General features: G+C 63.0%; 28 protein-coding genes, 1 tRNA gene and 2 pseudogenes. 12 read left to right on the plus strand and 19 right to left on the minus strand.

The features are described from left to right. From ACI944_RS02250 to ACI944_RS02260, 3 genes and pseudogenes are all read right to left on the minus strand, one after another. Window positions 1-1171, minus strand: a pseudogene (locus ACI944_RS02250) (phenylalanine--tRNA ligase subunit beta); the annotation flags it as partial. Further along, the gene (locus tag ACI944_RS02255; RefSeq protein WP_411717447.1) at window positions 1171-2685 is read right to left on the minus strand and encodes a phenylalanine--tRNA ligase subunit alpha; all 1515 of its coding nucleotides are present in this window, start codon (window positions 2683-2685) and stop codon (window positions 1171-1173) included. The pseudogene ACI944_RS02250 and the gene ACI944_RS02255, both read right to left, overlap by 1 nt. A gap of 218 nt (window positions 2686-2903) precedes the next feature. Continuing rightward, entirely contained in the window at window positions 2904-3899 is a 996-nt protein-coding gene (locus tag ACI944_RS02260) for a DUF5784 family protein (RefSeq protein ID WP_411717448.1), read from the minus strand. Between the two features lie 105 nt (window positions 3900-4004). Here ACI944_RS02260 and ACI944_RS02265 point away from each other — a divergent pair, with 105 nt between their 5' ends. Beyond that, window positions 4005-4175 (plus strand): DUF5786 family protein, encoded by a 171-nt coding sequence (locus ACI944_RS02265; protein WP_411717449.1) that lies wholly within the window; start codon window positions 4005-4007, stop codon window positions 4173-4175. A 178-nt stretch (window positions 4176-4353) separates the two neighbouring features. After that, a complete protein-coding gene (locus ACI944_RS02270; RefSeq protein WP_411717450.1) occupies window positions 4354-5061 on the plus strand; it encodes a helix-turn-helix domain-containing protein in 708 nt (235 codons plus the stop codon). Window positions 5062-5120: 59 nt separating this feature from the next. Here the strand turns inward: ACI944_RS02270 and ACI944_RS02275 are convergent, their stop codons facing one another. From ACI944_RS02275 to ACI944_RS02295, 5 genes are all read right to left on the minus strand, one after another. Further along, window positions 5121-5645, minus strand: coding sequence for an FKBP-type peptidyl-prolyl cis-trans isomerase (locus ACI944_RS02275; protein WP_411717451.1), 525 nt, complete (start codon window positions 5643-5645; stop codon window positions 5121-5123). 2 nt (window positions 5646-5647) lie between these two features. Beyond that, entirely contained in the window at window positions 5648-7114 is a 1467-nt protein-coding gene (locus ACI944_RS02280) for a sulfite oxidase (RefSeq protein WP_411717452.1), read from the minus strand. A 74-nt stretch (window positions 7115-7188) separates the two neighbouring features. After that, on the minus strand, window positions 7189-7656 hold the full coding sequence (locus tag ACI944_RS02285; protein ID WP_411717453.1) for a plastocyanin/azurin family copper-binding protein: 468 nt from the start codon (window positions 7654-7656) through the stop codon (window positions 7189-7191). Window positions 7657-7790: 134 nt separating this feature from the next. After that, on the minus strand, window positions 7791-8189 hold the full coding sequence (locus ACI944_RS02290; RefSeq protein WP_411717454.1) for a hypothetical protein: 399 nt from the start codon (window positions 8187-8189) through the stop codon (window positions 7791-7793). Between the two features lie 60 nt (window positions 8190-8249). Then, window positions 8250-8666: a hypothetical protein gene (locus ACI944_RS02295; protein ID WP_411717455.1), complete on the minus strand. Its 417-nt coding sequence runs from the start codon at window positions 8664-8666 to the stop codon at window positions 8250-8252. Between the two features lie 136 nt (window positions 8667-8802). Here ACI944_RS02295 and ACI944_RS02300 point away from each other — a divergent pair, with 136 nt between their 5' ends. Together ACI944_RS02300 and ACI944_RS02305 are read left to right on the plus strand one after the other, a co-directional pair. Continuing rightward, the gene (locus ACI944_RS02300; RefSeq protein ID WP_411717456.1) at window positions 8803-9162 is read left to right on the plus strand and encodes a response regulator; all 360 of its coding nucleotides are present in this window, start codon (window positions 8803-8805) and stop codon (window positions 9160-9162) included. Between the two features lie 75 nt (window positions 9163-9237). Beyond that, a complete protein-coding gene (locus tag ACI944_RS02305) occupies window positions 9238-10188 on the plus strand; it encodes an alpha/beta hydrolase (protein WP_411717457.1) in 951 nt (316 codons plus the stop codon). Between the two features lie 6 nt (window positions 10189-10194). On the opposite strand, the gene ACI944_RS02310 is transcribed toward ACI944_RS02305, so the two are convergent. From ACI944_RS02310 to ACI944_RS02320, 3 genes are all read right to left on the minus strand, one after another. Then, window positions 10195-10959, minus strand: coding sequence for a carbon-nitrogen hydrolase family protein (locus tag ACI944_RS02310; protein ID WP_411717458.1), 765 nt, complete (start codon window positions 10957-10959; stop codon window positions 10195-10197). A 104-nt stretch (window positions 10960-11063) separates the two neighbouring features. After that, window positions 11064-11594: a hypothetical protein gene (locus ACI944_RS02315; RefSeq protein ID WP_411717459.1), complete on the minus strand. Its 531-nt coding sequence runs from the start codon at window positions 11592-11594 to the stop codon at window positions 11064-11066. Next, window positions 11591-12355: an AAA family ATPase gene (locus tag ACI944_RS02320; protein WP_411717460.1), complete on the minus strand. Its 765-nt coding sequence runs from the start codon at window positions 12353-12355 to the stop codon at window positions 11591-11593. The genes ACI944_RS02315 and ACI944_RS02320 overlap by 4 nt, the downstream gene beginning before the upstream one ends. Before the next feature lie 126 nt (window positions 12356-12481). On the opposite strand from ACI944_RS02320, the gene ACI944_RS02325 reads away from it, so the two are divergent. Then, on the plus strand, window positions 12482-12619 hold the full coding sequence (locus ACI944_RS02325) for a hypothetical protein (RefSeq protein WP_411717461.1): 138 nt from the start codon (window positions 12482-12484) through the stop codon (window positions 12617-12619). A gap of 52 nt (window positions 12620-12671) precedes the next feature. Here the strand turns inward: ACI944_RS02325 and ACI944_RS02330 are convergent, their stop codons facing one another. Continuing rightward, window positions 12672-13331: a hypothetical protein gene (locus ACI944_RS02330; protein WP_411717462.1), complete on the minus strand. Its 660-nt coding sequence runs from the start codon at window positions 13329-13331 to the stop codon at window positions 12672-12674. Window positions 13332-13437: 106 nt separating this feature from the next. On the opposite strand from ACI944_RS02330, the gene ncsA reads away from it, so the two are divergent. Next, window positions 13438-14418, plus strand: coding sequence for a tRNA 2-thiolation protein NcsA (gene ncsA, locus ACI944_RS02335; RefSeq protein ID WP_411717463.1), 981 nt, complete (start codon window positions 13438-13440; stop codon window positions 14416-14418). A gap of 147 nt (window positions 14419-14565) precedes the next feature. Here the strand turns inward: ncsA and ftsZ are convergent, their stop codons facing one another. The 3 genes from ftsZ to ACI944_RS02350 all read right to left on the minus strand — a co-directional run bounded on the left by ftsZ (window position 14566) and on the right by ACI944_RS02350 (window position 16721). Next, window positions 14566-15756 (minus strand): cell division protein FtsZ, encoded by a 1191-nt coding sequence (gene ftsZ / locus ACI944_RS02340; protein WP_411717464.1) that lies wholly within the window; start codon window positions 15754-15756, stop codon window positions 14566-14568. 3 nt (window positions 15757-15759) lie between these two features. Further along, a complete protein-coding gene (locus tag ACI944_RS02345; protein WP_411717465.1) occupies window positions 15760-15933 on the minus strand; it encodes a ribbon-helix-helix domain-containing protein in 174 nt (57 codons plus the stop codon). A 227-nt stretch (window positions 15934-16160) separates the two neighbouring features. Beyond that, complete coding sequence (locus tag ACI944_RS02350; protein ID WP_411717466.1) at window positions 16161-16721, minus strand: double zinc ribbon domain-containing protein; 561 nt, start codon at window positions 16719-16721, stop codon at window positions 16161-16163. Between the two features lie 141 nt (window positions 16722-16862). Here ACI944_RS02350 and ACI944_RS02355 point away from each other — a divergent pair. Further along, a tRNA-Tyr gene (locus tag ACI944_RS02355) sits at window positions 16863-16936 on the plus strand. Between the two features lie 641 nt (window positions 16937-17577). Here ACI944_RS02355 and ACI944_RS02360 read toward each other — a convergent pair. After that, window positions 17578-17703 (minus strand): hypothetical protein, encoded by a 126-nt coding sequence (locus ACI944_RS02360; RefSeq protein ID WP_411717467.1) that lies wholly within the window; start codon window positions 17701-17703, stop codon window positions 17578-17580. A gap of 302 nt (window positions 17704-18005) precedes the next feature. On the opposite strand from ACI944_RS02360, the gene ACI944_RS02365 reads away from it, so the two are divergent. After that, complete coding sequence (locus ACI944_RS02365; protein ID WP_411717468.1) at window positions 18006-18911, plus strand: prohibitin family protein; 906 nt, start codon at window positions 18006-18008, stop codon at window positions 18909-18911. Between the two features lie 823 nt (window positions 18912-19734). On the opposite strand, the gene ACI944_RS02370 is transcribed toward ACI944_RS02365, so the two are convergent. Then, a complete protein-coding gene (locus tag ACI944_RS02370; protein WP_411717469.1) occupies window positions 19735-20439 on the minus strand; it encodes a DUF2270 domain-containing protein in 705 nt (234 codons plus the stop codon). Between the two features lie 164 nt (window positions 20440-20603). Between ACI944_RS02370 and ACI944_RS02375 the strand changes: the two genes are divergently transcribed. Then, complete coding sequence (locus tag ACI944_RS02375; RefSeq protein WP_411717470.1) at window positions 20604-21032, plus strand: Rieske (2Fe-2S) protein; 429 nt, start codon at window positions 20604-20606, stop codon at window positions 21030-21032. 44 nt (window positions 21033-21076) lie between these two features. On the opposite strand, the gene ACI944_RS02380 is transcribed toward ACI944_RS02375, so the two are convergent. After that, window positions 21077-21367: a hypothetical protein gene (locus ACI944_RS02380; protein WP_411717471.1), complete on the minus strand. Its 291-nt coding sequence runs from the start codon at window positions 21365-21367 to the stop codon at window positions 21077-21079. A 98-nt stretch (window positions 21368-21465) separates the two neighbouring features. Further along, window positions 21466-21852, minus strand: coding sequence for a cupin domain-containing protein (locus tag ACI944_RS02385; RefSeq protein ID WP_411717472.1), 387 nt, complete (start codon window positions 21850-21852; stop codon window positions 21466-21468). Between the two features lie 99 nt (window positions 21853-21951). Here ACI944_RS02385 and ACI944_RS02390 point away from each other — a divergent pair, with 99 nt between their 5' ends. The 3 genes and pseudogenes from ACI944_RS02390 to ACI944_RS02400 all read left to right on the plus strand — a co-directional run. Further along, window positions 21952-22692, plus strand: coding sequence for an alpha/beta hydrolase family protein (locus ACI944_RS02390; protein WP_411717473.1), 741 nt, complete (start codon window positions 21952-21954; stop codon window positions 22690-22692). A gap of 120 nt (window positions 22693-22812) precedes the next feature. Further along, entirely contained in the window at window positions 22813-22959 is a 147-nt protein-coding gene (locus tag ACI944_RS02395) for a hypothetical protein (RefSeq protein WP_411717474.1), read from the plus strand. Window positions 22960-23003: 44 nt separating this feature from the next. Beyond that, window positions 23004-23581: pseudogene (locus ACI944_RS02400) on the plus strand (hypothetical protein); the annotation flags it as partial.

Consider the following 23581-nt stretch of genomic DNA (forward strand, 5'->3'; position numbering starts at 1 on the left):
ACGCGTCGTCGTCATCCGTCACCGGTTGTGTCGCGTCATCGAGAGCAGTATCGGAGCGTCCGGCCGCCGTGTCGGGGGTGTCGGTCCGAGTGGGGACGGCCTCGAGATCGATGTCGTCGGACGCATCATGACTCGGCCCGTCGTCGGACGCGTCCCGCGAGGGGTCGCTATCGGCGGGCGCCGCGTCGAGGCCGGCCCGTTCGAGCAGGTCGACGACATCGGTCCCGGGGATGTCGATCCCGAGCGTGCGTTCGATGCGGTTGTGGGCGACGCGTTTCGTCTCCGTCGAGAGGTCCGGTCGGAGTAGCTCGCGATCCCCGTAGCGGACCTCGACGTCCTCGATCCGGCCGCCACGGGCGTCGAGCGCGTAACAGACGATCGCCAGCATCCGGTCGATCGTCCACTGATCGGTACCGGTCATCTCGACGAGCAGGTCGCGGGACCCCTCGTCGACCTCGGTCCGCGTGCCGTTGATCACCGGCGGGAACGAAAAGAGGCCGATGTCGTCGTAGATCGCGGGATAGCGATCCAATCCTTCGACGAGGTCAGCGTATTCGTCGCCGGTCGGATGCGTTTCGAGCACCTCGGCGGGGGTGTGATCCGAGTCGCCGTCAAGCGGGACGAACCGGTCGCCGTCGGGGGCGACGCCCCGGTAGGTGATCGTCTTCGTCGCGTTCGTCGCGCCCGTCCCGTCCGTCTCGCCCCCTTCGTCGCCGACCCGCTGGCCCTTCAGCATCGCCAGGTCGTGGACGCCGATCGCGCCCTTCGCCCGACCCCGGCCCATCGTCGCGTGGAGTTTCTCCTGAAGCTGGATGAGCGATTCGAGCCGGCTCTCGTCGAGATCCAGCCCGCGGACGACCGCGCCCGTGACGTAGGGGCGTTCTTCGGGGACCGATCCGTCGACCTCGATTGCCCACTCGGCGTCGTTCGTCTCGGGGACGTAGATGCCGCGGTCGTGGCCGTACTGGTAGCGCAACGATCGGGCGATCCCCTCGACGGAAAGCCGATCGAGCCGGTCAGGGGCGAACTCCAACTCGAAGCCGCCGTCCTCGGTTTCGCCCTCAAACTCCAGCCCGAGCGAGAAGAGGTCTTCTTTCAGTTCCGCGTCGGGTTTGTCTCCGGCACCCGCCAACGTGCGCAGTTCGTCGGGGTCGACCTCAACGACGGGCATCAGTACACCACCTCCACGTTCCGGAGCAGGTCAAGGTCGCACAGCGTCCCGTGGACGTCGCGGATATCTTCGAAGCCGTACATCAGCATGAGCAGGCGTTCGAGCGCCAGCCCCCACGCCATCACGTCGCACTCGACGCCGAGCGGGGAGAGCACCTCCTCGCGGAAGATGCCGGAGTTGCCGATCTCGATCAACTCGTCCGTCTCGGGGTGGCGGCCGAACAACTCGAAACTCGGCTCCGTGTATGGGTTGTAGTGGGGTTTGAACTCCAGGTCGGTGATGCCGAAGCGCTCGTAGAACTCGGTGAACGTTCCCATCAGATCCCGCACGGAGAGTTCCTCGGCCATCACCCACCCCTCGATCTGGAAGAACTCGAGTAGGTGGGTCGGATCGAGCGTGTCGTTGCGGTAGACCTTCTCGACGCTGAAGTACCGCTCGGGCGGTTCGAGGTCGCCGGTCGCCTGCCCCGAGAGGTACCGCATCGACAGTGACGTCGTGTGACCGCGCAGGGCGACCGCGCGGGCGAAGTCCTCGTCCCACGGGGAGTGGTACCCGTCACCCTCGCTCCCGACGCCGTTGCGGTGGGCGTCCTCGACGCGTTTGACGAGGTCGGCCGGGAGGTCGTCCATCGGCGGCACATCGAGCGCGAAGCGGTCCCAGTGGGTCCGCGCCGGGTGGTCCTGCGGCATGAATAGACAGTCGTTGATCCAGAAGTCGGCGTCGGCGTGGGGGCCCTCCATCTCCCGAAAGCCCATCCCCACGAGGACATCCTTCACGCGGTTTGCGGTCTGTCTGAGGATGTGCGTTTTGCCGCCGTTGACGGTCTCTGCGTCGGCCTCGACGTTGTACTCGGTGAACTCGACCTCGGCCCACTCGCCGGAGGTGAGCAGTTCGGGGGTGACCGCCCCGACCGTGTCGGCGGCCTCGACGCCCTCCATGAGCGCCGTGACGCCCTCCTCGGTGAGCGTGACGCTCCGAACGGTGGTCTCGCTTCGTTCGACGAGTCCCCGGCTCTCGAGACGATCGAGGACATCGGCGTCGTGGGCGTCGGCCTCGCCCGAAGCGATCGAATCGAGCGCCTCGACCTCCGGGTCGGACTCGGGGTCGTGGCGGGGGTCCTCACTGAGGGCGATCGCCCCGCCATCGATCTCGCCGTACCCCTTCCGAGCGAGGTTCGACAGCGCGATGTCGACCTCCGGTCCGTCGAGGCCCGACCGGCCGAGGAGCCGACCCATCTCCGCTGGCGATTCGTCGGCGCCCGCCTCGGCGGCGGCGGCCCGGAGGCGGAGTTCGGGCAGTCCCGCGTCCCGGTAGCGCTCGCCCTCCTCGGTGAGCGTGACGTCCGCTGCGACGCGTTCCTCGACATCGACCAGGCCGGCCGCCTCAAGTTCGAAGGCCGCCCGCGTGATCGCGGCCGGGTCTTCATCGAGCTCCTCGGCGAGCTGTCCGACGGGTGTTCGGTCCGTCGCGCCGGCCGCCTCCAGCAGCGCGAGTTGCGTTTCGGGGAGTTTCATTGTGTCCGGTTGTGGACGGCTGGCTGTTAGCGGTTCCGACTCGCGGGCGGGATCGCAGCGGTCGCCGGGGAGGTATACACGGCGACGCAGAGCTGATCTCCGACTACTGGACGGGTATATGATTCCGGGGGTCGGCTACTGCCCTCGGACATACGTAACTACGTATCGGGCGGGGTTGCCGGGGTATATATACTCCTAATCGCATCGGACGGGCCCGGTTAGGCGAATTCAATCGACCCGTCGAGATCAAACGGCAACTGCCCGTGGAGGTAGCCCTCGACGTGGCCGCCGGGGCGGGCGCGAAACACCACAGTCGGTTCGTGGCCGACCCGCGGTCGTTCGGCCCGGACGGCGGACCACTCGGCGTCAGTGAACGAGCTACAGTCGACGAGGAGGATCGCATTGGGGTGCTTCGCGAGTTGGTCGCTACGTTTTGCGCCGCCGGTTTCCTTGACGGCCGCGATGGGGTGGTCGGCGTGCGAGCGCCGTGCCGGCGGCTCCGGCCGGGTGACCTCGACGAGTCGATCGCCGACGGCGAAATCGAGGGCATGGCCGCTGGCCTGTTCGACCTCGGGGACGAACTCGAGGCCAGCGTCGGCGAGGATCTTAGCGACGGTGAACTCCGCCATCGTCGCGCGCATCCGGGTGAGGTCGTAGCCCGGCGAGGTGCCGAGTTTCGAGGCCATCGTGTAGCGGTGGTCGTCAAGAGTGCCGGTCGCAAGCAGCGACTCGTAGAACTCGAGGCCGGCCTCGCGGGACGCGTCGGGAAAGCCGGCCGCGTCGTCGGCGAAGAACGTCCGGGTCGTGTTCCGGCCGTCCTTCGAAAAGAACACCGGAATAAAAAACCAGGTGACGTACTCGAACTCGGCGAGCCACGGGTCGGTCACCTCGAGTCTGGCGGTGAGTTCGCGTTCGGCCCACCGCGAGACGGCGTATGGAGCCTCGGCGAACGTCTCCTTGTCGGTGCGCCAGAGCACCTCGGGCGTCTCAGTGTTGCCAAGCCAGTAGGCCCGGCCGGGTCGGAAGGCGAACAGCGCGAAATCGCCGTTCGCCATGTCGAGGCGCACGGCGTCGTACCGATCGTCGCCGACCGGGAACCACGGTTCCTCCAGACACGCGCCGAATTGCGCGTCGAGCGGGGCGAGAAGCTGTTCGCGGACGCGCTCGCGCGACCACGTCCCGTTCGATCGGCGAAAGCGAAGTGGGCCTGCCACACCTGAGGATCGGTCCCGAGTCGTTTACTGGTTGCGTTTTCCCGGGCGAACCGCGCCAAATACCCGATACATTCATAGTGAATAACCACCAAGGAATTTCATACCATGTCAATGGGTGCCTATGACGAGGCCGAACACGAGCGTCGGGAGGAGAAAACGTCGACCGTCGACGCCGCCTTTGACGACGAGCGGACGACCTACCACGGAGAGTTGGAGTACGACTCCGGTGATTCAGCGGAAGCACTCATCGACCAGTTCAAACAGATGCGAGAGTGACTGCTTGGTCACGTCTGGTCTGTGTCTCCGGACGATTACACTGCCCACAGAAAGATCACCTCGATTGTCTCACTCGCACTGAATCACTAGCCAGCCTCCGCTCTGCAGCGGCGTTATTCGACCGACAACCACCGAACGGTCACAAGGTATATTCGTCGTATGTGCGCAGTTACTAGCCATGCGAGAACTGGTCTTTGAGCTCCGATACGACGCGGGGGCCGGGGCGATGGCCGACGTCTTCGAGACGTTCTCGGAACTCACGTCATCCTCGATAGCCAGTTGTGTCGACCGCGACTGTTGTTGGATCGTCGAGCGGTTCGTGGGCCCCACCGAAGCGCTCGATCGGATCAAAGAGATCAGATGTAATAACGGGCCAAAGGAGGAGATGACGAAAACGGAGTGCGGGGCGACCCGCCACCCGACGGTGCTAGAGCGATCCTCGGGGACGCTCGTCACGCACCTGTTTGTCGAGAAACTCCACACCTGTGATTCTGTGTACGCGCTTGCCGCCAGACGACTCAAAAAAGGCGTGATGATCCAATCGAGGCGACGCGGGGCCGGCCATACCTTCCGGCTGCTCGTCCGTTCAGAGCAGAACGTTGAAACATTCTACGAGCGGCTTCAACAGCTGCTTGATGACCGGATCTCCATTCGGTTCGAGCATCTCGGTGACGTCGACCAGTGGAACTATGATTCGCTGGGTGCGGTATCTGTGCCCGAGGAACAGCGTTCGACACTCCGGGCGGCCGTCGAATGCGGGTACTACGAGACGCCTCGTGAGATTACTCTCGACGAACTCGCAGAGACGGTGGATCTTCCTCGGTCAACCGTTTCCTATCGGCTTCGACGGGCCGAAGCGGAGCTGGTCAAGGGGTATCTTGGTTGACGGCCTGAGAGGAGCCGAATATCGCTGAAAGCGGCCGTTCCGCGGCTAGGTCCCTGCTATCAGGATGGCTGCTCGGCCCCGAGGGTGTCGTCCACTTCCTTCGCAGTCTCGCTGGCGTGGACTTCTAACAGATTGATCTCGAACGCAACCCGTTCGCCAGCGAGTTCGTGGTTAAAATCGACGGTGACGGTGTCATCGGCCACGTCGACGATCCAGCCGATCTCGCCGGACTCGCTCTCGACGAGTTCATCGACCGCAGCCGTCGTATCGCTACGCTCTTCGATATCGTCGCGGGGAACGGTGACGATAGCGTCGTCGTCAACTGTGCCATAGGCGTCCTCGGGTTCGAGAACGACGGTTCGGGTCTCTCCGACCGACATTTGCCGTACCGCGTCCTCGATCCCCGGAAGGACGTGGCCTTCGCCGAGACGGAACTCGAGAGGTTTGAAATCCCGGTTGTCGTGATAGATTCCCTCCTCAAGCGCGACGTCCACGTCGGTCGTCTCGAAGACCGCTCCGGCCTCCGGTCCGTCGACCAACCGGCCGGTGAGATGGACAATCGCGATCTCGCCTATATCGACCATGGTCACTCCTCGACGGTGCAGTTCACGGCTTCGGCCATGTACGCGTTACAGCCGTATCCGCTCTGGTTCCACGGGTACTGGTCGTCCTCGATGCTTCGGAGTTGATCGTCGGGGTTTGAGATGGTGGCCGGTTGGGTGTAGCCGCGTTCGTCGGTCGCCCGGGAGACGAGCGTATGCTCGCCAGCCGAGGGGTTCTCCCAGACGTATCGGAACTGCCGCCAGCCGGAAGCCCCATCCATCGGGCCGAAGAACTCGGCGTCCCCCCAGTTGTCGCCGCCGTCAGTTGATACTTCGACCGCTTCGACGGCGTCGTCGCCAGCCCACGCGACGCCGATGATCTCGATCGTTCCGGCGGGTGAGGGGCTGACGGTCTGACCCAGTCCCGGATAGCCGATAAGTGACTTCTCCACTTGATCGAACATATACGCGTTGGCGATTTCGTCTGTCTGTTCCATCTGCTCGCGGGTGTCGTAGACAGGGATTTCCTCGTAGTGTGTCGCCCGTGTGTCCTCCTCGGGAACGACGCGGTATGAGTACTGCTGCCAGTGGGTGTAGGTCCGCTGTCCGTTTTCGGGTGCCCCCGGCTCCTCCCACTCGTCGCCGATGACCATCGTATCCATGACGTGCATCCGGCTGAGCCACTTGACGTTGTTACAGCCGTACCAGCCGGGGACGAGCAGCCGTACGGGAAAGCCGTGGTCGGGCGACACCGGCGAGCCGTTCATATTGTATGCCAACATGGTGTCGTCCATGACCTTCTGCATCGGGATCGAACGACAGAAGACGTCCTCACCGTCCGGGTGTTCGCCACCCATCACGGTGAGGAAGTACTCGTCGCCGGTCTCCGCACCGTACTGCTCGAGGATCTCCGAAACCGGGGTCCCGGTCCAGACGGTGTTTCCGGCCGCGCCAAACGTCCACTGGTTCCCGCCGACCTGGGGCTCGAAGTAGTTCCGGCCGTTTCCGGAGCACTGCATCGTGTGGGTGACCGATTCGGTGCTGAAGGAGTGTTTGATCTCCTCCATCGACAGGTCGACTTCGCTGCCAACGAGTCCCGTCAGCGAGACGTTCCACTCGGATTCCTCGATGCTGGGAGTCGGGTAGTGATTCCGAATGTAGTGTTCCTCCCGGGGCGTAATGTAATCGCCGTAAGTGGCCCTCGCCGCTGCCTCGCCGTTTTCCGGCTCGGGCGAGAGAATACGCAGCCCCGGATACCGATTTTGAAGGGACGGTTCGTCATCTTCGTCCGCTTCAGGCGTCGACTCCGGTTCGGCCGTGGGCGTGCCGCCGTCATCGCTTTCGCTTTGGTTCTGTGAGCAGCCGGCCAGTACGCCGACTCCGGCGAGCACGCCGGAGGTCATCAGGAACCGGCGACGATTTACGAACCGGTCTCGCGTCGAGGTGCTGGCCCGATCGTCGTCGACCGTTTCGTCGCCCTCTGCGGTATTTGCGGTATTAGACCGTGACATATATTAAACCGTCTCCACCGAGCTGTATTAATCATCGGTTGGCGCTCGCCAATTGAAACGTGGGCTCCCGGTCGTCACTCGGAGACGGTTACAGACCCGACCATCCCTTGGCCCGAGTGGGGCGTGCACACATAGACGTACTCACCCGGAACGGTGAACTCGTGTTCGAATGTCTCGCCGACATCCATGATCGCAAAGTGATTGTCGTCCTCATAGGAGGTGAACGGCTCGGCCCCCTCCGGGTTCTCACATCTCGGTGCCGCGTCGGGGTGGCTCGTCACATTGTGTCCTTCGCTTTGCGCGACCCACTCAACGGTGTCACCGACGTTGATTTCGACGTCTTCCGGATCGTACCGGAGTCGCTTCTCCGGCCCGACGTCGACCTGTGTGACACTACTGCCGGAGTCCGCTTCGTCTTCCTCACCGTTCCCGTCATCGCCGTTTCCGCTCGCTGATCCGCCCTGATTTCCGGAACAGCCCGCGAGGGCGACCCCGGTCGCTGCCGCTCCTACCATCCGGACGAAGTCTCGTCGTTCGACCATCGTATACATCATAACGGGTTTCTCGGTGAAATATAATGTACTTTGGCGTGCGCCAACTCCGTTTCAGCTGTCAGTACGAAGAACGCGTCATCGATCCATCCAAGAACACCATCGCCGGGTCGCGGGTCGAACGGCTACCGGTCCCGAACCTCGACGGTCAGCGCCTCAGGAAGCGATCCGCCACGGCGGTAGGGGTTGACCTCGAAGGCACCAAGCGTGACGACGACCCGGCCTGCCTCCATCGGGCCGCGTAACACGACGCCGCGGCCGGTGATCGCGAGGTAGGGAACGTCCGGGACCGGTCGAGCCGCAAGCTCGCCCCCGGCGGCCGAGACAGCGTCAACGAGCGCCGAGACCAGGGGTGCCAACAACCCGGCCCGGTTGAGGGTCGCGCGGTATGGCTCGACGACATCAGTCCGGTTGTCAGTCGTCTCACCGTCCCACCCGGCCGCAACGGCGTCGGCACACGAAAGCGCGTCCTCAAGGGGTCCGCGGTGGTGCTCCAACAATCGGTCGCGGACGGTTGCGCGCATCAGAGTCCTCCGTCGGGGTCGGTGGGCACCGGGAGCGGTCGCCGCCCCAAACGACGGGGCTCAAGCCGAGCCATCGGTCTCCGCCGGGTCGACGGCGGCCGCTCCGAAGGTCGGCACCTCGGCGGGCGGGTCCGAGGCCGGTTCCCGCGTCGAGAGGACGAGCGTCGAGAAATCCGTCTCGGAGATGTTGCCACGGTCGAGCGCGCGGAGCCATCCGGCATCGACCGTCCATCGGCCGTGGAACCCGCCCTCGGTGTGGAACGCCCAGAGGGTGCAGTCCTGCGGTTCCCAACCGGCCTCGTGGGCCTCCCGGAGTTCGGAGCAGACGTTTCCGATGTCGCCGGTCGTCAGCCCCGGCGCGGCCGTCTCGTACTCGACATGAAGCGTGTCGGATTCACGCGCGTGGCGCTCCACGTAGACGCCGAGGCTCATCAGGTTGCGTTCGAGCCGATCGACGATCCGGGGGTCCGCCTCCATATCAGGGGGTGAAGGCCGCCGGAAAAAAGAAGCTGCCGCCGGAGCGACGCAACGCGTGCCGCGTATCGGCCCCCGAAACCGGTCGTGGGATTATGTATCGAACGCGATTATCAGTGAGTAGTACGGATCGATATCAATGCCACCGAAAGTACTCGTCGTCGACGACTCCTCGCTGCAACGGACGATCATCTCCGGCGCGCTCGGCGACCGCTTCGAGGTCGTTGGCGAGGCCGAAAACGGCCGTGAGGGCGTCGAGCTGTTCGAGTCCGAACAGCCCGACCTTGTCACGATGGACATCATGATGCCGGAGATGGATGGCGTCGAAGCCACCGGTCGGATAAAGGAGTTGACCGAGGAGACGAAAGTAATGATGTGCACCAGCGTCGAGCAGGCCGAGAAAATGAAGGAGGCCGTCCGAGCTGGGGCCGACGAATACGTGACGAAGCCGTTCGACGAGGACGAACTCGTCGACACGGCGACGATGCTTCTGAATTGAGACGCCCGTGGCGACGGGGGAAACGCCGGAGTGCCGGACCGGGAGACTAACCATCTTGCGCCGTGACCTCGGGGTATGCCGACGCGAGACGACGGACTTGATCCGCAGGCCGCCGCGCTGCTTGAGCAACTCGAATCGGGGATTTCGGCGCCATCTTGGACGCTCTCTGTCGAGAGCGGTCGACGGATTCTTGAGGAACTGTTCGCCGTGGCCGATCCCGAGCCCGTCGGCGAGGTCGTGAACATCGAGATACAGGGGCCAAACGGTCCGATTCCGCTCCGGATCTACGCGCCTGAGGGCGACGACCCGGCCCCCGTGCTCTCGTTTCTCCACGGCGGCGGGTGGGTCAGGGGCTCGCTCGACTCCTACGACGGCCTCTGTCGGCGGCTGACAAACCGCGCCGGGGTAGTCGTCGTCTCAGTCGACTACCGACGCGCGCCCGAGGACCCGTTCCCGGCTGGCTTTGAGGACTGCTACGCCGCGACGGAGTGGGCGGCGGCCCACGCGGCCGACCTCGGCGGTGATCCCGACCGGGTGGCCGTCGGCGGCGACAGCGCGGGGGGCAACCTCTCGGCGGCCGTCGCGCTCGCGGCTCGGGACCGCGACGGCCCCGACCTCGCCCATCAGCTGCTTGTCTATCCGGCGGTCAACGCGCCGTCGGTGCGGTGGTTCGACTCCTACGATGAGAACGGGACCGGCTACTTTCTTGAGATGGACAGCGTCGAGTGGTACGTAGACCAGTACTGCGAGCCCGCGGACGCCGGCAACCACTACGCATTTCCGCTCCAAGCGCGGGATCTCTCCGGCCTGCCCCCGGCGACTGTCGTGACGGCGGGGTATGATCCCCTCCGCGACGAGGGGAAAGCGTACGCTGAGCGGCTCTCGACCGCCGGCGTCGAGACCGAACGGCTCCACTACGACGCCCAGATCCACGGCTTTCTCAGCCTCTACACGTACATTGATCGAGGAGAGACAGCGATCGACGACGTGGGCGACCGTCTCCGAGACGTCCTCGGCGGGGGCTAGCGCGCGTCAATCGCCGATACCGACGAGGTCGCGCTGTCGTTCGAGGACGGCGCGGTCGAGATCGACCACGAGGTCGCGCTCGGCGGTATCCAACTCGGCTCGGATACCGCCGTCAGGGCGGGCGACGAGCGACCGGCCAGCGTACTCGACGACCGGCGCGTTCGTCACCTCACGACGGCCGGTCCGGCCGGCCCCGACAGCCCACCGAACGCCGTCCAGCGCCCGGGCGCGGACCAGCAGCCGCCAGTTGGCCGCATGGGTCGCGGGCCACGCACCAGCGATCAGGAGGGCGTCGACCCCGCGATCAGTCAAAGCGGCGCTGTCCGCGACGAAATTGAGATCGTAGCAGGTGAGAAGCCCGGCGGTCCCGAGCGGCGTCTCGACGGTGACGCGCTCCTCGCCGGTCCGGAGGACATCCGCTTCGTCACCCCAGAGGTGTCGCTTTCGATACACGGTCGTCTCTCCTTCGGCAGTAACGTAGGCGGCGGCGTTATACGGACGCGAGCCGGCCCGCTCAAGGAACCCGACGAGGACGTCACAGCCCGCGTTCGAGGCCGCCGCCCGGACCCGATTCATCGTGTCGCCGTCCCGATCGATCGCCGCCTTTCGGGCGCGCTCGTCGGGGACAAAGCCGGTCAGAGCGTACTCTGGAAAGCAGGCGAGGTCCACTCGGTCCGGGAGCGATTCGAGCCGCGATTCGACGGTTCGGCAGTTCGCCGGGAGATCGAGATCCGCGATCGCCGTCTGGCAGGCCGCCACCGTCGCGTTCATACCCGGAGGGGCGTCGCCGGTTACAAAAGCGCGTCGCAGGGCGAGGACGGTCGGAAGCACGCTGTCTGAGGCATGGGTCGAGTGTCGCGGCGACGTGCCGACCCTCACTCCCGGAGTGCCTCCGAAAGGCCCCACTGCTCGGCACGTTCGTGGGCATCCTCGCGGGCGGCGGCGCGGATATCGGAGATCGCGGCGTCGTTCTCGAGGAACGCTTCGATAGCGTCGATCTCGGTCCGGTCGTCGTTGCCGTCGGCCGCGGCCTCGCGGATGCGGGCGGCGAGTTCGGCGTCGTCGGCCAACCGCTCGGCGGCCGCTCCGGGTGGGATCCGGAGCGTCTCAGTCCGGTGGGGCAACTCAAGGGCATCGGCTTTGAGGGCGTACAGTTCGAACTTGTAGGGCGGCGAGCCGATGTCCGCGAGCGCGGGCGGGCCGCCACGGTCCGTCCCGGTGTGGTACGCGAGCGTCGCGACACCCGACTCGAAGGTAATGACGCCGCGGTTCTCGCCCGAATTGAGCAGCGCGGCGCGCGGCGAGACCAGCGCGTAGCCGTCGAGTTCCCGTTCGAGGGCGTCCTCAAGCGCCGGCGACAGCGCCGTGACCACCCGCGAGCGGAGCAACTCCCCGTCGGGGATCATGGCGGGTCTGGGATGACCGCGGTCCGGAACCGTTCGGCCACGTCCCCGGAATCGCCGTCGGTCGGCGAGAGCCGTCCGGCCGCGGTCCGGAACGCCTCGGCGGCCGGGCTCTCGGGGGTGTGTGCGAGCAGCGGCACCCCAGCGGATCGGGCAGCCTGAACGGCGTCGCTCTCGGGCACCGTCGCGAGCGTCGGCCCCTCGAAGTAACGCTCGGCCTTCGTCCGGACGTCCCCGATATCGCCGCGGACGCGGTTGAACACCGTGCCGGCGATCCCGGAGCCGTACGACAGAGCGTACTCTTGGACCTTCAGGCCGTCCGAGATGGCGGGAACCGTCGGATTGAGTACGATGACGACCCGATCGGCGAGCACGATCGGCAACACCGCGCTCTTGGAGTTCAGCGTCGCCGGCGAGTCGAGAAGCAACACGTCGGTGTCGGCGGCGAGTTCGGCAACGACGTCGCGGAGTCGATCCGGGTCGGCGGCCTCGAATGCCGCAAGGGACGTGCCGCACGGGACGACCGACATCCCGAACCGGTCGTACGTCGCGGCCGAAACGGGGGCACCGCCCTGGACGAGGACGTCGTGTAGCGTCGTGTCGACGTCGGCTAGTCCCGCGTGAAACAGCAGGTTCGCCATCCCGGTGTCGGCGTCGACCACCGTCACGTCGTAGCGGTCGGCCAGCGCCATCCCCAGCGCCATCGTGCTCGTCGTTTTACCGGTACCGCCTTTCCCACTCGCAACGGCGAACGCCTCGACCATTCGTTGATTGAGCCTGTGCCGATTTCGAATATAAGGGTTCGGGTTACTGCCCGGCAGCATTTGCCGCGACGTCTATCAACGATAATTAACATTTAATAACATGTAGAATGCAGATGAGAGTAGACGATGCGCGACGAAATCGAACCGATGGTTCCGGTGATGCCGCGAGCAGAAACGACCGACGACATCCGAGCGGACGGCGGCGTTCGCAAGCGCTACGACGCCGAAGAGGTAGCCTCGCCGGTCGTTCCGGACCTTCGGTAGACGAAGCGTTCTTTTTCGATTCGTCCCCACTAATTAGTGCCGACAGCCGGGGTCACACGACGTCGCCACGGACCTCGACACCCTCGGCCTCGTCGCGGTAGCGCCGGAGTTCGTCGGCCGCGTGCTCGGCCTTCGACTCTTCGAGTCCGAGCATCTCCAAACTGGCCGACAGCGTCGGAAAGACGAACTCGCCGGTCTCGAGCTTCCGGAACGCCTCCTCGCTCGTTTTGCCGCCCTCGTCGGTGTCGACCCACAGACACGCCGCCCGCGGGTCAAGCAACTGCGTGTAGTCCCCTCTGGCCTGTGCCCCTTGGAGCCGCTGGGTGACGTTGTTCTCGAAGCCGGCGTTACAGACTTCGAGGTGGACCGGTTCGTTACCGAAGAGGTGGGCTGCCAGACACCGCTCGGGGGCGGCGTGTCCGGATGCGTTCGCGCGAACGTGCTCCGGAAACGTGTCCGCCCACGCCGCCGACACCGTCTTGCCGACCCCCGAAACCCCGAGTTCGGCCTCGAACTCGGCCTCCCGTTCGGGCGCGTCATCGAACAGGAGATCCTTGGTGATATACACACCGAGGCGATCGATAGGATCCATCCCGAGCACCACGTCGCCGAAGGCCCACACCTCGCGGACCGGAACCGGCGTCGGCTCGGTTTCGACGGCCTCGACGACACCCCGGAGTCGGTCGACCGCCTCCGATCGACTGTAGCTCATCGAAGGGGAGCACGGGTCGACGGAACAAACGGTTGTCGCGTCGGCGACGAGTGCGGCAACACCCGAGTCGAAACCGGTATCCGCTCGAACCAACAACAGTTCGGTGATGCAGTGCGACAGATGCGGAACCGAGGCGGTGATGCACGCCGCCTACTCGGGGCTCCACCTGTGTTCAAAACACTTCCGTGAATCGGTCGAGTCCCGGGTCCGGCGACGGATCCGCGACGACGCGCTCCTCTCGGACGCCGCCACGGCCGACGACCCCGAAACCTGGCTCGTGGGCCTCTCGGGCGGGAAAGACAGCGTCGTGCTCACACACCTCCTCGAGGAGACGTTCTCGGCAGATCCGCGTGTCGAACTCGTCGCACTCACGATCCACGAGGGGATCGAGGGGTATCGGGACGCCTCGCTCGAGGCGTGTCTCAAACTCACCGACGACCTCGGCATCGAACACGAGGTCGTGAGCTACACTGACGAGTACGGCGTCCAGATGGACTCAGTCGCCGAGGACGACCCCGAGGGGATGGCCCCCTGTGCGTACTGCGGGGTGTTCCGACGCGACGCGCTCGCGCGGTACGCCGACGAGCACGGCGCCGACAAGGTTCTAATGGGACACAACCTCGACGACGAGGCACAGACGGCGATGATGAACCTGCTTTCGGGGGACATCGCGCAGGTCGCAAAACACTTCGATGCCTCCCTCGGGAACTTCGAGGAGCGCGAGGTCGAGGACTCGCCGTTCGTTCCACGCGCGAAACCGCTCCGAGATATCCCCGAAAAGGAGGTCGCGCTTTATGCGCATCTATCCGACCTCCCCGTCCATATGTCGGAGTGCCCCCACGCGAGCGAGGCCTACCGCAACGAGATTCAGGAACTGCTGTACACGCTTGAGGACGGCCACCCCGGAACGCGACACTCCATCATGTCGGGATACGAGGAACTCGCACGGCTCGCCGCTGAGGCCCACCGCGGCGACGACGGTCCTCGCGGGGAGTGTGATCGCTGCGGCGCGCCGACGACCAACGAGATCTGCCGTAAGTGCGACCTCGTCGATGCGGTCGGGGGCGAGTTACCGGGCGACGACTGACCGGATGGTCGGCGGCTACGCGCAGATCAGCGCGTCAGCCGAGCGTCATACACGGCGTTTTACACAAGATGTATCAAATTAGCTGACGGTACTATTCAAGCGGATACCACAATACGAAAGCCGGATTAGAAAAATAAGCTATCTGACTTATCTGACTACGTCAATTCCGTTGTTCTGCTCGACCTCCGAGCGGCCACCGTCGGTTTCGCCGACACCGAAGCCGCCGCTCGATCCCTCAGATGGCGTCGAGGAAAACTCCTCGTCGTCGACTCCTTCGATCGCCTGTCTGGAGGCGTCGGCCTGCTTCTGGGTCGTCGGGCCGAGAATCTGGGCCGACTGGACGCCGGTCATGATCGCCATGACGCGGACCTTACCCTTGTACTCGTCTTGGATCCGTGCGCCCCAGATGACGTTCGCGGAGGCCTCAAGACGCTCCGTGATGTTCTGGGCAATTCCCTCGGCCTCCTTCAGCGTGAGGTCCGGGCCACCCGTGATGTGGACCAAACCGCCCGACGCACCGCGGTAATCGACGTCGAGGAGCGGGTGGTTCATCGCGTCGCTGACGACCTCCTTCGTCTTGTTTTTGTCCTGCGTCTCGCCGACCAACATCACGGCAACGCCGCCTTGGTTCATAATCGACGTCATGTCGGCGTAGTCGAGGTTGATGAGCGACGGCTGGGTGATCGTCTCGGAGATTCCCTTGACCGTCTCGGCGATAATCTGGTCCATCACCGAAAAGGCCTTTCCGATCGGGAGGTTCGGGACGTAATCGAGCAGGCGGTTGTTGTCGAGGACGATGATCGAGTCAGCCTCGTTGCGGAGTTTTTCGAGTCCCTCCTCGGCCTTAACGGTCCGTGCTCGCTCAACATTGAACGGCGTCGAAACCATCCCGACGACGATCGAACCCTGCTCCTTGGCGATCTTTGAGATGACCGGCGCCGCGCCCGTCCCGGTGCCCCCGCCCATACCCGCAGTGACGAAGACAAGATCGGCCTCGCCGAGGACTTCCTTGATTGTTCCCTGGGCCATCTCGGTCGCGCGCTCGCCCATCGAGGGGTCGCCACCCGCCCCGAGCCCGTTGGTCAGAGACTTGCCGACGAGGATCTTGGTGTCGGCCTCGATCATCTTCAAGTGCTGTTTGTCGGTGTTGATGGCGATTGTCTCCGCGCCGTCGACACCGATGTTGTACAGCCGGTTGACCGTGTTGTTGCCCGCACCGCCCGCGCCGACGATGACGATCCGTGGGTCGCCGAATTCGTCGTCGTCGCCGATATCGGCGTCCATGTCGCGCTGTTCCGCCTCGGCGTTCTCCAGCGCGGAATTGACGATGTCCTGCATCGTCTACACCTTCGCCCAGGGACGGTTCTTCTCGCCCGTCTCCGTCTCCTGTTCATTTATCATCTCACGCACGGCCGAGCGAATTGCCTCGCTCCGATTCGGGAACTGGCCCGTATCGACCATGCGTTCGACCTCTTCGATCTGCTGCTTCGGGATTCGTAGTGTCACACGCTCCATATTGTTTCCCCTCTGGTTGTGAGTAAGACGACGTTGCACACGCGACCGAATCACGTTTACACCGACAGGGCGTCCGAAACCGAGCGTTTACCCGATCCCCGCCGAGTGTAAGACGCATCGTCTTACGCAGCTGTATCCACAGAAGGGATATACTTAAACCTTCCCCACGGTGTAAGACAGAACCAGCTGAGCGGCGTTTACAGTCGTTAGAAGGCTGTTTTCGGCGTTTACGAATCCTGCAGAACATCCGCTGCGGGAGTCCGGCGGCCGCAACTCGGGCAGAATCCCCAGTCGGATCGGATCTCGTCGCCACACTCACAGAACACGCGATGGCTCGCTTTCTCACCACAGTTAGAGCAGTAAACAGCAGACTGCGGGAGGATTTCACCGCACTGTTTACACGTGTGCCCCGGTTCGTCTGACGCGTTTTCGCGCTCGACAGTCGGTGTCTTACGATCGTCTCCGGATTCGTGTGACACATCGCCGGAATCGCCATCCAGCGTGATGTTTACGTTCACGTCTTGGGGCTGTCGGGGCGTATACGCTCCGTCGAGTCGCTCCGAGATGAGGGCATCGACGCGCTCTGCGACGAGTTCGTCGAGGGATCCTCCGGCGAGTGAACCGTCCGAACCGCCGTCGTCGCCCTCTGTGGACGTGTTTACGCCGACATCGGCGGTGGTCTCGAGGTACTCCCGGAGCGCCTCCCGCATCACCTCGCTCTTGGAGGCGTCAAACTCCTCGAGTTGGCGGATGAGCTCGTCGTCCGCCCGGAAGGTGATCTTGCTCATTCGTTGTCCGACAATTGTGTGTGACGGTATTTCAATCTTCGCGCGCCGTCCGACAGCCGTCCGTCAGACAGGTCGGCGTCATCCCACGACGGGCGGAGGTCAAAACCGTTAAGTCGGATAGCCCTCTCCTTTCGTGTATAACCGCCCTTAGCTCAGACTGGTAGAGCAGTCGACTGTAGATCGACTTGCCCCCCGTTCAAATCGGGGAGGGCGGACTTTGATACCTTGCTACTCAGATCCACAAGATAGCGACGGGATTTTCCCATCGTTCGATCCGAAACCCCCTTGAGGCGAACTTGCTCTCCAAGTTGGGGTCCTCGCCGTCCATCGGTTCAGTATGGGCGAAGGGGAGGACGGTCTTAGACCTTAGCGTACAATAGCCGTGAAGACTCGTACTCTCCCCGATTTTTTCATCGCCCATGCGCTCGCGCGAGGGAATCAACTGAGAGGAGCGAGAAGCGGGTGAGAGGGGATATCTCTTTGACGGGCAATAAGAATTTATCGAATCGAAAACGGCGCGGCTCAGAATGGCGCTGGATAGCTTATTCAGAATTGAGGATGGCGATCTCTTTCTCTACAGGACCATACTCGATAGACCCGATATTCCGGGGGAAGTTCCATCGCTAAATGCTGAATTCGGAGGCGTCAATTGAAACAGATACCCTCGGCAAAATCTCATAGAGATGATAGATGAGTTTCCGAATAAGGAGGTCATATCGGGCAAAGAGACACAAGAGACCCACGAGAAAAGCGAGTACCGTCAGAACCTCTCAAAAAGTAACCATATCGATGCAAAGTAGACCCAGGCCCGAGTAAGACCTACTCACTCAGGGATTCGAGGAGAAATGAATGAGCTCTATGGCTCGGCTTCGACTGCTTCGATTAGTTCGACCTTGTTCATATCTCCCTGTCCATCGATGTCGAGATACTGGGCTATCTCATAGACCTCCTCTCGGGGGGTTTCCTCCGGGTCGATTCCCACACCGTCTGCAGCAGCTGCTCGAGCCTGGGCAGGAGTGTCACATATACTGCACGACTTGAAATCGTCGCTTTAGGCGACTCAACTGACTCCTCACTCGTGCTCTGACCTGCTCGGTGGTCATGTCGTTGGAAGCCAGTGACCTGCTTTCCTCGAGTCACGTCCACGAAGTGGACGAGGTGTGCTCTGCGCGTTACAACGTGCTAACATGAGCGATTCGGCTTCCGATGCGCATCCACTGTGATGAGTTCAAACTGGTTTTCACCTTTCGGATTGCTTTTGATCGCACGTCTGCTCAAATCAGTGTGTCACGTATTCCAGTCGACACTGATTTGTCACCAAAGCTAACATCAGCGGGCATAGTCCTGGTTGTAGCAGTATTAATCCTCGGAGTTGTGTTCTTAGCCTCAGTAGCGACTGTTGACGAAGGCGACCGTGGTGTATTAAAGGAGCAGGGTGCCGTTACTGGTGAGATTATGGAGCCTGGATGGCATATTGTGATCCCGTTCGTTCAGTCCGTCGAACACATCGAAGTTCGTCCGCAGACGTACACGATGAGTGGTGACGTGTTTGAAGGCGATGTCGATGAAGAGGATGCTGTTGCGTTCCGGTCAGCGGATCAACAGCAGGTGGGTGCCGATATCACTGTTCGATACCGAGTTGTCGAGGACGGAGTTGATGCGTTCCACAGCGAGTGGGACACAATTACTCAGTACGAGAACCGACTGCTACGGCCTGAAACAATCGATACAGTTGCTCGGGAAGCATCGGCGCTGAATGCAACAGAAGCAAATAGTGACGAGGGACGGGAGTTACTGTCCGAGATCATCGCGGAATCACTGCGTGAGCAGTCGCCGGATTACCTCGTGATTGAGTCGGTCCAAGTCAGGGATATTATCTTCGCTCCCAGTTACGAGAGCGCATTAGAGGACGTCGAGATTGCCCAACAGGAGGCCGAAGCTGAGCGAACCCGTGCACGGGGTGAGGCTGATGCTGAACGGATCCGGGCCGAGGGAGAGGCGGATGCACTACGTGAGGTCCAAGATGCTATCGAGGAGGAAAATCTAGCATTGGAGCAGATTCGGGCCTACGATGAAGGAACGGTATACGTGACGGATGGCGGAACACCAGTGATCCTGTCACCGGAGCAAAACGCCGGCAGTACACAGGCCGGAGACGGCGAAATCACAGCGAACAGCACCGATGAGTAAGGCCGTGTTCCTCGGCGGCGTGCTGCTATTGTTACTGTTAGGACTGTTGCTGCTGTATCAAGTGATACTTCAAAAAATACGGACTCAACAAGAAATGCAAGAACGGGAGATGGAGCATGAAGAGCGAAAAGAGTTGTTTGAAGACGAGGATTTGTAGTGGAACTGTACGCACCGATCATGCCAGCCAGTCGAGAGTGCAAGGAGACGGACGGCGGCAGTATCGACCGTAATCCCCGTCAGGAATACGAGTAGTCCTCCGTTCCAAACTCGTTGGCATACGCTCGGAGCTGCTCTATATCAAGTCGTTCCTCGAGCGTCAGGTGTAGGTGAAGTGCATCCTCGAAATCCGTCTCGTTGAGGCTGTCTGCAGCTTGTGCGAGCCGGAGTTTGTACGGGATTTGGAGTTCGGGAGCGCCCCGCGTTCAACGTCGTTTGAGACGAACCGCGTCTCGAAGCTCGGGTACATCTCCCCTTATTCGGTAATCCGGATGCGGCCCCCTCGATCAGCATCGAATACATCTCGTGAATGACCTGTCGTGGCTTCAAAAGCGCCTTCGATGGCTCGGTGACGATTGGGGTCTTCTCGGGGATTATCATGGGTATGCCCGCCCCGGCCGTCGGTTAGTTACCGGTTGGTTTGTACTTAAGTCTGAATGGACTTGCCCCGTTCTCGTGACCGCAGCGAAGCGAGCGCATCTTCTGGCGTTCAAATACGAGGGCAGACGCAATGTGTATTCGAAGCACATTACCCCGCTACTCCCTCGTTTGCGTGTGAGTCAGGCTTTTAGAAGCCCCGTCCTCGGAGATAGCCCGCGCTCGGGCGTTATTTCCACTCGTTTGACTCGGGGCCCGAATGCACTTCGCCCTTTGCTTGGCGACCATCCGGCCAGAACATGAGTCCTAACACGGCGCTGTAGTACGTTGCGACACCGGCAAGAACGATCTCTCCGGGCACTCGGCCGACAGTAGCCGTTCCGACGGTAGTCGCGGTCGTAGCGAACACGGTCAGTCGGACGATCCAAGCACCGATCAAGACAGAAATCAAAGCAAAATACACTCGCCGGAGACGACGAGAGACCGCCTCAAGTAGCGGTGTTTTGACCGCGGGCTCGCGGAGGTCGTCGCTGAGCAGTCCCCGCCAGTTGGACTGTTCGACGCCCTCTGAATCGAGGGCGTTCGCGAACACGTTCTCCTCAAGGATCCGCACCCGGGACCGCCAGATGTCGTACACGCGATACCGACGGGCCTCAATCAGCAGGAACACAGTCATCATCACGATGCCGATGAGAATGATGTAGTGCGGGCGTGCCTCCCCAGAAAACGCCCACGTGAGTAGCGTGGCGGTCAGGACAACCGCCCAGTTGGTTGTCCTGTCGATCCGTGTCCGCCACGATGTCGTACGCCCCAACTCACCACGATACGCGTGCCCCATGAGTGAGAGAAAGTCGGCCTGATCACTCGCTGCCTCGCCGCCGACATCTCGTTTTTCGGGCGATTCAGGGTCGAAGTCCGTTTCAGAGTCCGACATACGCTCGCGTGCAGGCGCAGGCAAGTAAAACCCTACAGAGAGCGGTGTGCCTACGCGAACCACCTATGCAGCGGCGCGTTCCCCGAAGCAATGTGCGCTCGGAGAGTGTGTGACGACTGCACGTTCACCTGAAATAATAAGATAGTCGCCGCCGTAGCGGACATATGGCAGCGCGGTACCCGCTCACGAGTGTTGAGACGGTCAAGGAGGAGGGGTCGTGGCTGTTTACCGCTCGAAACAGCGACGGGGAAGCGACCGAGGTGTTACTCGTTCCATGTGACACCGCGGAGAAGCCACCGGTCGAGGCGTGGGTAAATCGCTGTACGCACGAGAACCAGCGCCTGTACCGCGACGGTGGTGGCGCAGTTATCAGGGAGGGTGGAGTCGTCTGTCCCAAGCACGGATCGGTTTTCGACGCCTGCTCGGGCTTTTGCGACAACGGCGAGGCCGCCGACTCGACGCTGTTTTCGGTGGGCATCGACATCGAGGACGGGCAGGTGTATCTTCGCGACGGGGAGATGACGTATCTCCAAGACGGGGCGGCCGATGACGATGACGACAGCCCCGAATCGACTTCACACCTCCGGTTTTGAGGCGATACGGGTGAGTCTCGGTCGGGTGTCCCGCTATCGGGGCGTCACTCGAAAACGTTCGCCCAGAACCGCGCCATCTCGTCGGTCCCTTCCAACAGCGCTTGCATCCCCTGAAGACTCTCTTGAGCCATATCCGGCGGCCCGCCCTCGTAGACGAAAACCGCGCGCTCGCCCCGGTCGTCGTCTTCGAAGGTGAGTGTGTATCGGCCGTTATCGAGGGATTGCTCAACCTCGTATCCCTCGTCGGCGAAGTATGCAAACGTTAGCCGCGTCAACGACTCCCAGCGATTCGTTTCGACCCGCGTGTCGAATCGGCTCCCATCTGGATCCGTCATCGTGAACGCTTGGCGGACCGGCGTAAAAAGTATGGGTGTAGATATCACTCGGCTAAGCGCTAGCAGCGGGAGCCAGCGGCGGAAGGGATCGGCAGGGGTTACGCCTCGGGATCGTAAGGGTGGACATCGTCAACCGTCGGGGCGCCGAGCGCCAGCACCCGGACTCGATTGTTGGCGTCCTCGGGATTGTGTGCGCGGTGGGCGTGTCCGGGGTCGGCGACGAACGCCTCGTCAGTCTCGACGACGAACTCGCCCTCCGGAGTCTCGACGTGGAGTGTGCCTTCGAGAACGTAGAACGCCTCGGTCTGTTCGTCGTGGTAGTGATACGCCAGCGCGAGTTGTTCCCCCGGCTCGGCCTCGTAGACGCGCAGACCGACGGGCGCGCCCTCGTAGTCGAGACCCGCCGCCGCGCTGATCGAGCGAACGTCGGCGTCGCGGTCGTCCCACTGTTCGAGGGTGTCGGTATCGACGTGGTGATAACCCATAGTTGGGCTTGCGCACGGACCGTCGAGAGCGTTTCGACCGGCCGGCGACTGCCCACGCCGATACCAAGGCATACGTGCGGGGGGAGCGAACCCTCCCCGATGCAGACCGAGCACGAAATCCGAGTCGACGGGGAGCGGGTCGCCGCAGTCCACCACGCGGCCGACGGTGATCGGTGGCTAGTCTTCTGTCACGGCTTCCGCAGCGACAAAACGGGTAGTTACGAGGGCCGGTGCGAGCGCGCTGTCGAGGAGGGCTACGACGCGGTCCGGTTCGACTTCAGGGGCAGCGGCGACTCCGATCGCGCGTTCGTCGAGACGACACTCACCTCGCGTATCGAGGACCTCCGGGCGGTCGTCGAACACTTTGAGCCGTCGTCGTACGCCTGCTTCGGCTCAAGTTTCGGCGCGAAGGTCGCCTTCCACGCGGCGGCCGGCCCACTCGATCCTGTCGCGATCGTCGCGCGTGCGCCGGTCACGTACAACCGCGCGTTCGAGTCCGATCGGCAGGCCGTCAAGGCCGACGGTACGCTCCGGTACGACGACGACCACGCGATCGACGCGCGATTCTTCGAGGACTTCGGGACGTACAATTTCGACGACGCGGCGGAGGCGATCAGGGTTCCCGTCGGGCTGTTCCACGGAGGTGACGACGCGTCGGTACCGATCGCCGACAGCTTCGAGGCCGCCGCCGCCCTCCAAACGGACGTGCTCGTTGAGAAGTACGCGGGGGAGGGACACCGGTTCTCCGTGGCCGCCGAGGAGCGACTCCGGGGTCGGGCGTTCGGCTGGCTCGAAGACAGCTACGGGGGCGGCGGAGTCGGTATGCACGAACGTGTCTAGTCACGCCGTCGGAGGGCGATTGAAACGTCCGGTGGTATTAGTATCGGCCACGCCAAACTATGATTCAAGTCGGTCGATTCCGGCGGAGGGGGCGGGGCGGCCGACGGGAGAGAGACACACATGAGACTACTCTCGCGCGTCCGACGCGTCCTCGGCGAGGACGCCATTTACGAGTGCCGACACTGCGGGACGACGCTTGAGTCCGAGCTCGACGAGTGTCCGTGCTGTGGGACCCGCGACGGCGTCGTCCGGTACGAACTCCGGTGACGTGCCGCGGCGGATTTTTGTCGCTCCGGCACGAATTAAGTGTAATGACCCGACGGCCGGTAGCCGCGGTCGCGCTCGTCGCAGTGTTGGTGCTTTCCGGCTGTACCGTCGGCTACCAGCCGAGTGTGCCCGAACGATCCGACCCACCGAGTGAGGATCACCTCGGGTACTACAACGGTTACTGGTACGACGACACCTTCGAGTTCGACACCGAGGACGGCCTCAACGACGGTGAGACCGAAGCCGTCGTCTCCCGAGCGATGGCCCGCGTCCAGTTGCTCCGGGGACTCCGCTTCGAAGAGGACATCGAGGTCGAACTCATCACCCGCGAGGCGTTCAACGAGGAGTTCGACGACGTCTGGCGTGACCCGCCCGAAGGGCGGCAGGCGCTTGACAACGCCCAACACGAGGCGCTGTTTCTGGTCGGTCCCGACGAAGATGTCGTCGACGTCCGACGGCGAAACCAGGGCGGGACCGTCCTCGGGTTCTATCAGCCGAGCCAAGAGCGACTTGTCGTCGTCAGCGCGAACCAGCCGGCGACACTCGACGACGAATTGACGCTCGCTCACGAGTTGGTTCACGCCCTGCAGGACCAGCGGTTCGGCCTCCGCGCGCCGGCGGA

The sequence above is a fragment of the Natronomonas sp. genome, assembly GCF_046710025.1.
GTDB lineage: Archaea > Halobacteriota > Halobacteria > Halobacteriales > Haloarculaceae > Natronomonas.